We start from the raw sequence: 7135 nt of genomic DNA, 5'->3' as shown, positions 1-7135 counted from the left end.
GGTTGAGACCAGATATTCGAGAATTTGAGAGCGAATAGCTGGACTATTTGTCGAAAAGTATCGGAGATATGGGCCAATCAGCCGATTTTGCAGTCGGCTCATGTAAAGTCCGACAGGCTCCCAGCCGCAGGGGCAACGGGATAACAACCAGCCCGATCACACTACTTGCGCAAATGACAGACCATGCATTCTTCTTTGTGCGGATGAGTCGCCGGCAGGGATCGTATCGCGTGACAGGGTACACACCCCTGTTCAAGCTCGATACGACTTCCGCCCTGCTCCAGTTGCAGATAAAAACCCCGGTGGGCTTCTGTTTCAGGCACATCCTGGCCGAGCGGCTTCCCTGTCCCGAAGATTAATAAAGCCAGGACAGCCACAACGAGGGTGGCAAAACCCAAATCTCTGTGCGCTCTTTTCATGATTTGCGGATCGCCTGCTGTCCCGTGCGGTTGCTGGTTGCGTTAATCAATCAGGTCGTCCCACGGACGTCTTCGGCTCCCCCGCGGCCCGAACCTCACAGCTTCGCCACCATCGCCAGCATCTTCTTGGTCGGCCAATGCCAGGCGCCCCTGACCGACACGGGGCGATCGTTGAGATAGACAGCGGTCGCCGCCAGATCGATCTCCAGCAGGTTGGGATATTCGAGCAGGTACGCGCCCAGATCCCCCAGGGCAACATTCATAGAGGCGAGCACCGAGCGATCGGTCGCCCCGTCAAAAGCCGCCGGGCCCAGGGCCATCCCGGCCCGCATGATTTTGGCGTCCGGCACCCCCTGGGCGGCCAGACTCATCAGGAAGAGATCCCGGTGCACCCGGCCCAGATCTTCAAAATGCGGCTTTTTCACCCCCGGCACAAAGAGCATGTAGCGCGTTTCATCATGGCAGAAAAGCACGCACTGCCGGCGGGCGATCTGTACCAGGTGGCCGTGCCAGCTGCCCAGCAAGCTTTTTTCGCCCAGCGGGCTGGAGGAAATATCCGGGAGTTTTACGGTGAGTTTTTTCGTGCAATGCAGGAGCATGAAGCAGAGTGCTTTCAGATAAATAAGGTGGAGGGTGAGTCACTTACCTGTCACAGCATACCACTCGCGGCAGGAAACCAGAACCAGCTTCTTGCCATGCGCTTCATTTTCCGATACCGGGTGTGCCCGGTTAACTATCCTGCGGCACCGGTCCTGCAATGGCCTCTCGATCGCATTGCAGGACCGGCCGCCTGAAGCTGAAACCGCATCAACGGATCCCGGTGTCGCAAACGATATCCACCAAAACACTCCCTTTTTCGGGAACGCGTACCGCGGTGTCGGGACAGCTCGGCAAAATCCCGGGGCTGTCGATGTGAACGGTATACTCACCCGCATCCAGGGAAACCTCGAAGAGCCCTTTTTCGTTGGTCTTAACGGTCTCCACGACCATACCCGACGAATCGATGATCTGGACCACCGCGCCGGCAAAGGGTTGCTCACAGATTTGTCCCGGGCGCTGCGGACCGGGGCAGGTCGGGGAAAGCGTGACTTCGCCGATCACCACCGCCCTATCAGGCTGCAGAAAGACGACTCGGCTGGCCTTACCCCAAAGGGTTCTGCTCAGGTAGGTCTGCAGGGGGCCCTGAATCAGGTCGGTACCGGCAATGGTGGTCGGATGGGTCGTGGTGATCGCCTCGGTCTTGAAGGCCACCCCCTTATCCCCGGCAGGCAGGTTGATCCCCGGTATGAGCAGCGTAAAAGTGACGGTTTTCAGGTCAGGGATCTGCTCAAGGGTCACGGTGACCTGGTGGCCGATCTCGGTTGAAACGACCCTGATCTGGTCGCCCCTGAAATTTCGGGTCAGCTTCGGGGATCGGTAACTCAGCAGCGGCTCGCCGCTGAAACTGGATGAAGAATAGGTGACCTCCAATTTTCGCGCGACAAATTCATACAGGTTGGGCTGCTCATATGGCGGCATGAACTCTGCGCCAAAAGCGATCCCCTGGCCAAGCAGAGTCAGGATCCCGAGCAGGCAAATTGTTATTAACCGATTTTTCATTTCGACCTCCATATGACTTGCGGTTGACAGTCTTATGAATATATAAGATCCGGCCTGAACAGCAACCGTCTTCCCCCGTCGTCTCCTCTACAAATCGGTCTCCCGGGCGACCGTGATCGCGCACCCCGGGGGATCGAGCGCCCGGCCGATTCAGCCGGCCAGGGCGGCGAAGTCGGGCTGAGCCAGGATAAAGCGTCGATGAACGTCGAGATAAGTCTCGCGGTAAAGAGCGTCAATCGCCTCCGCCTGGGGAAACCCTGCGCAGAATCCAGCACAGGCCGGCTCGATGAAGAGCCTCGCGGCCTGCAGCAGATGGGCGATCAGCACCCGCGGGTCCTCCAGTCCCACCGAAATCCGGATGGTGGTGGGCGTGATCCCCGCCGCCGCCAGGGCCTCGGCGGAAAGTTCCGAATGACTGGTCAGGGCCGGGCAGAGGGCCAGGGTGTTGGTCTGCCCAAGGCTCACCTGCAGGCCGACCGCCGGCTCGAGGGAATCGAAAAAACGCTTGAAGACCTCCTGCGGGATGGGGGGGCGCCCTCCCCCCTGCAGATCGATGGTAAAGAGCGGCGCGGGCAGTTCCAGATACATCAGCTTTCGGCGCAGCGCCGCGTTGGGGTGGCCGTCGACCGCCGGGCTGTGCACGTTGATGTCGGGATGTGCGTTGAGGACGCGGGCCAGCACCAGGGTGTTGATCCCCTTCTGCAGCATCCGGCTTTCGAAGGTTCGCAGGCCGCTGAGCACCTCGAAGGCCTTGTCGGCATCGAGAAACGCCCCTTTCACGTAATAGACGTTCCAGAAGAGGGTTTCGTCCCAGGGAATCGTCTCGGGCTTGCCGTCCGGACCGTCGATGGCAGCGCTCGCCCCCTTGGGCAGAAACATCCGCTCGCTGCGGCCGATCACCACCCCGGCGGTGGTGGTGCCGCTGCCGCAGAGATCCTTGGTATACGAATGGATCACGAAATCAGGACGCTCGGCAGGCTCTGTGCGCCTGAGCACCGGGCAGAGGAACGGCGTGCCGACGGTGGCGTCGCAGATCACCAGCGAACCGTTCAGGTGGGCAATGCGGCTGATCTCGGGGACATCGAGCACGTTGCCGTGGGGATTGCAGGGAGACTCGAGAAAAACGTAAATCCTGCGCCCCTCGGCCAAACGGTCGGCGTATTTGTCCCGGGTCGCCTGCAGCGCATCGGCGAAGGCGGCACCGTCAAAGCCGTCGAACCATTCCACGGCCAAATCGAGGTTGCTCTTCTTGCCGTACCAGTCGTGCAGCAGCTGGTAGGTGCCGCCGTAAATGTTGCGGCTCGACAAAACCACATCCCGGCTGCCGACCAGGTGCGCCAGCAGCCCGTCGATGGCGGCCATGCCGGAGTTGAAGTTCCAGGCCAGGTAATCAGAAGCCATACCGCCGGCCTCGAGGTCGACGATGTGGTTGGCCAGGCTGATGGAGGTCGGGTTGAGCAGGCGCGAGTAGATCTCCAGCAGCGGCTCGCGCCCCTTGAAGGCGTCTTCCACCCATTCGGTGCAGGCAAAGAGGTAGGTCGCGGTGCGGGTGATGACCGGGGTGGAGCTGAAGATCGCGGCGACGTTGTCGAACAGGGGATAGGCCCCCTTGCAGGCAAAGCCGCGCTCGCGCACATTGATGGACTGGTAGGTGCGCCGCAAAGGGTTCTGCAGGCAGTCGAGGATTTTGGCCAGCTGGAAAGAGACGAAGCGCTTGGCGTTGAAGTAGGCGATGCGGTCGCTGCGGTCCAGACCGTCGAGCGTTTCGAGGGTAACGCGCCACAGGTCGAAGGTCGCCGCCTGGGCCGTGTAGAGGGTGCAGGCCAGCCGGAACAGGGCCTGGCCGTAATCCCCGTGCGGATCGATGCCGAAATGGCTGAGCTGCTCCGCCGCCAGGCTTTCCGCGTCCTGGGCGCTGGTGGTATTGCGCAGCGGACTGAGCTGCTGAATCGGTGTCGTCATGCCGGCCTCCCCGCCTGGCCCCCTCTCGGGAGATAATCTCTGCTCCGACCTACGGTCAAAGTTTAGCAGACTATCGGCCTGGCGCTCGGGGAGGCAGAATAAACGGGAGGCGAATTATTGTCCTCGCGGCAGACGCTCACAGCTTGCTGCCGCAATACTTGCAGTGAACGGCATCGGGGTCATGCCCGTCGGCGCTGCACTCTTGGCAGGACTGGGTCGACACCCCCTTCTTACGAAAGGCCTGCCCCATTTCGACAGTGACGATGCCGGTAGGCACCGCGATGATGCCGTAGCCAAGCACCATCACCACCGAGGCCACCACCTGGCCGAAATTGGTCTGCGGGGAGATGTCGCCGTAACCGACGGTGGTGAGAGTCACAATCGCCCAGTAGATACTGCGCGGAATGCTGGTGAAGCCGGCAGCCTCCCCCTCGATCATGTACATCAACGAGCCGAAGATGATGACCATGGTCAACACGGCAAAGAGAAACACGGTGATTTTGCGGCCGCTGGAGCGTAACGCCTGCATCAGCATCCGGGCTTCCGAAAGATACTGCACCAGCTTCAGGATACGGAATATCCTCAAAATCCGCAGAACCCGGATCACCAGCAGGTAATGGGTGCCGGGCAGAACCAGGCTGAGGTAGGTCGGGATGACGGCGAGCAGATCGACGATGCCGAAAAAACTGCCGGCATACTTGAGCGGCTTGCCGACACTGAACAGACGCAGCAGGTATTCAATGGTGAAAAGGACGGTAAAAATCCACTCGACGGTGGTCAATAAAGGGCCGTAAGCGAGGCGGATGCTCTTGACGCTGTCGAGCATAACCGCCAGCACGCTGCCCAGAATACAGACAATCAGCAGCACATCGAAGGCTTTGCCCGCAGGGGTGTCGGCCTCGAAGATGACCTCATGCATCCTGGCCCGCCAGGAAAGCAGCGGCGCCTTTTCAGGCAAAGGATTGTCGTCAGGGAATCTGCTCATTGGTCTTTTTCGTCATCGTCCCCGCAATGGGTGTCGGCAAAACCGAACGATTGTCCGGCTAAACGATCCCATTGCAGAAACACGTCTATTAAAGCCTGGCTATCGCGGCGTCAATCTGCTCAATGCGCTTGGGGTTCGACGGGTGCGAGCTCAAGAACCCTCCGCCGCCGCTATGGAGGCCCTCCAGCGTCTGTATCGCCGCTTTCATGGCCCGGGGATCTTTTTTCAGCCGGTGCAACGCTTTCACGGCGTAGACATCGGCTTCGAGCTCATCGGCCTGGGAAAAATGTGCATCAATCGCCGCTTTACCGAGTTGCCCCAACTGGGAGGAAGTCAAAGAGCCAATCGTCCCGCCCACAGAAGCCGCGGCTTGAAATGCCGTATCCGACAGGATCTGCTCGCGCATCTGATTATAGCTGTGCTTCAGCTTGACATGCCCCACTTCATGAGCAATGACCGCAAAAACCTGGTCGTCCGGCATGACATCGAAAAGCCCGGAATAGACACGTACCGTCCCGTCCGCCATGGCAAAGGCATTAACCTCCGGGTTCAGATACACTTTGAAGTTCAGATTCAAGCCGTCATATGTTTCCAGGCCCTGTGTCAAACGACGCAGCCGCACCGAGTAGGGATCATTCGCATCGGCCACCTTGGTTTGCCCGTCCATCTCGACCGCAGCCAGTGTCGCCGCCTGCTTAACGCTGTCTTCCGACAACACCGATGCCTGCAGCACGCCGCCGCCGACCCCCAAGGCTTTGTCGATATCAAAGCCGCCGCCAGCGGCGCAACCGCCAAGAAGAGCGAGCAACACCAGGCCGGCAATAAATTTGGTCGTCTTTTTCATGTCTAGCACTCCTTAAGAAGATAAGAGATTATTTTTTTCACAAGATACCACTCACCGGGCGATGATCGCCAGAACTATCACAATCGGCATGCCTGCTTCCCAGGTTTTTCAGGGTGCCGGAAGAAAAGGAAACGTATTGACTTCTAACAGCCCGGAGCTTAGCGTGCATTTACACATAACCCAACAGGAGGCACCCGATGAAAATATGTTTCCCGGTAGAAAGCAATGAAGGCTTGGAAAGCTCGGTCTTCGGCCATTTCGGTTCGGCTCCCTCATTCATTATCGTCGATACCGAGACCGGCGGGATCGAAGAAATTGACAATGGGGACAGGCAGCACAGTCACGGCGCCTGCAGTCCCCTGAAAGCCCTCGGTGGGCAAAGCGTCGACGGCATTGTCGTCGGCGGCGTTGGTGGAGGCGCCCTGAGTCGTCTCAATCAGCTCGGTTTCACGGTCTACCGCGCGATGGCCGACTCGGTCGCCGAGAACCTTGCCGCCCTGGCGTTAAATGAACTGTCCGTGGTAACCCCGGAGCAGACCTGCGGCGGACATGGCAGCGGCCAGGGACATGGCCAGGGGTGCGGACACGAATGAGGCTTGAGAGGCAGGCCGGGCGAGGCCTGGCCTGCCACAGGGAAGCCCGGCTCAAGCAAACAGGGGAACGCTCGAACCCAAACCGTGAACGACGCTGGTGAAAGCGTCACGGCTTTCCGCCTTGTCGCGACCGAAGCGCTCGGCGAACAGCTTCTGGATATGGGGGATCTTTGAGGTGCCCCCGGTTAGAGAGACGGTATCAATCTGCGCCGGGGTCAAGCCGGACTGGGCCACAACCTCGTCGATGCAGGTCTCAATCTTGCGAAAATTCTCCGCATTGATCGTCTCGAATTCGCCCTTTTCAATCCCCTCGCTGATACTCAGATCACATTCAGTGAAGCGGATCGTGGCCAGCTCGCGTTCCGAAAGCTCGCACTTGGCCCTTTCGATGGACTGAAACAGGGCAAACCCGAAATTATCCTCGATGATGTTTTCCAGATGCTCGATGCCCGCCGGGTCATCGGTGCTGCGCTTGATCACGCGGATCATCTCCCTGGTCTTGCGGGCCCGCAGCAGCGGGATGCGATGCCACTGGCAGAGCGTGGCAACGATGCTGACAGGGATGCTGCTCCACTCCTCCCTGCCCATCGGTTTGTAGCGGGCATACCGCCCGAAATGCTGCGCCACCTTATCCCACATGACCTGCGAATCGAACTTGTCGCCCGCCACATAGACACCGCCCAGTGACAACACGTCGCTGCGCCGGTCCGAGCGGGCAAAAGCGCCCCCCTTG

Annotated in this window: 8 protein-coding genes; 2 read left to right on the top strand and 6 right to left on the bottom strand. The window is 59.6% G+C overall.

Annotated elements, in window-relative coordinates:
- Positions 1-230 precede the first annotated feature (230 nt).
- Positions 231-359: a hypothetical protein gene (locus tag ABYV89_RS12835; protein WP_432823350.1), complete on the top strand. Its 129-nt coding sequence runs from the start codon at positions 231-233 to the stop codon at positions 357-359.
- Between the two features lie 155 nt (positions 360-514).
- Here ABYV89_RS12835 and ABYV89_RS12830 read toward each other — a convergent pair whose 3' ends face one another.
- The 5 genes from ABYV89_RS12830 to ABYV89_RS12810 form a co-directional block, all read right to left on the bottom strand.
- A complete protein-coding gene (locus tag ABYV89_RS12830; protein WP_432823349.1) occupies positions 515-1018 on the bottom strand; it encodes a DUF6933 domain-containing protein in 504 nt (167 codons plus the stop codon).
- 208 nt (positions 1019-1226) lie between these two features.
- Positions 1227-2018: a hypothetical protein gene (locus ABYV89_RS12825; protein WP_432823348.1), complete on the bottom strand. Its 792-nt coding sequence runs from the start codon at positions 2016-2018 to the stop codon at positions 1227-1229.
- 150 nt (positions 2019-2168) lie between these two features.
- The gene (locus ABYV89_RS12820) at positions 2169-3980 is read right to left on the bottom strand and encodes a trans-sulfuration enzyme family protein (RefSeq protein WP_432823347.1); all 1812 of its coding nucleotides are present in this window, start codon (positions 3978-3980) and stop codon (positions 2169-2171) included.
- Between the two features lie 136 nt (positions 3981-4116).
- Positions 4117-4965 carry an ion transporter gene (locus ABYV89_RS12815; RefSeq protein WP_432823346.1) on the bottom strand — a complete coding sequence of 283 codons (849 nt, stop codon included), beginning with the start codon at positions 4963-4965 and terminating at the stop codon, positions 4117-4119.
- Positions 4966-5053: 88 nt separating this feature from the next.
- Complete coding sequence (locus tag ABYV89_RS12810; protein WP_432823345.1) at positions 5054-5809, bottom strand: M48 family metallopeptidase; 756 nt, start codon at positions 5807-5809, stop codon at positions 5054-5056.
- Positions 5810-6006: 197 nt separating this feature from the next.
- Here ABYV89_RS12810 and ABYV89_RS12805 point away from each other — a divergent pair, with 197 nt between their 5' ends.
- Positions 6007-6402 carry a NifB/NifX family molybdenum-iron cluster-binding protein gene (locus ABYV89_RS12805; RefSeq protein WP_432823344.1) on the top strand — a complete coding sequence of 132 codons (396 nt, stop codon included), beginning with the start codon at positions 6007-6009 and terminating at the stop codon, positions 6400-6402.
- A gap of 51 nt (positions 6403-6453) precedes the next feature.
- On the opposite strand, the gene ABYV89_RS12800 is transcribed toward ABYV89_RS12805, so the two are convergent.
- Positions 6454-7135, bottom strand: a 682-nt coding sequence (locus ABYV89_RS12800) for an Hsp70 family protein (protein WP_432823343.1), incomplete at its 5' end; no start/stop codon positions are given.

The sequence above is a fragment of the Trichloromonas sp. genome, from assembly GCF_041583255.1.
Taxonomy (GTDB): Bacteria; Desulfobacterota; Desulfuromonadia; order Desulfuromonadales; family Trichloromonadaceae; genus Trichloromonas.
Note: the sequence above shows the minus strand (reverse complement) of the source record. Positions and strands in the feature narration are given on the sequence as shown.

What these genes read in the sequence shown, in the direction of transcription:
- ABYV89_RS12820 (WP_432823347.1), bottom strand. Translation starts at nt 3,980, where the DNA reads ATGACGACACCGATTCAGCAGCTCAGTCCGCTGCGCAATACCACCAGC.
- ABYV89_RS12825 (WP_432823348.1), bottom strand. Translation starts at nt 2,018, where the DNA reads ATGAAAAATCGGTTAATAACAATTTGCCTGCTCGGGATCCTGACTCTG.
- ABYV89_RS12810 (WP_432823345.1), bottom strand. Translation starts at nt 5,809, where the DNA reads ATGAAAAAGACGACCAAATTTATTGCCGGCCTGGTGTTGCTCGCTCTT.
- ABYV89_RS12830 (WP_432823349.1), bottom strand. Translation starts at nt 1,018, where the DNA reads ATGCTCCTGCATTGCACGAAAAAACTCACCGTAAAACTCCCGGATATT.
- ABYV89_RS12805 (WP_432823344.1), top strand. Translation starts at nt 6,007, where the DNA reads ATGAAAATATGTTTCCCGGTAGAAAGCAATGAAGGCTTGGAAAGCTCG.
- ABYV89_RS12815 (WP_432823346.1), bottom strand. Translation starts at nt 4,965, where the DNA reads ATGAGCAGATTCCCTGACGACAATCCTTTGCCTGAAAAGGCGCCGCTG.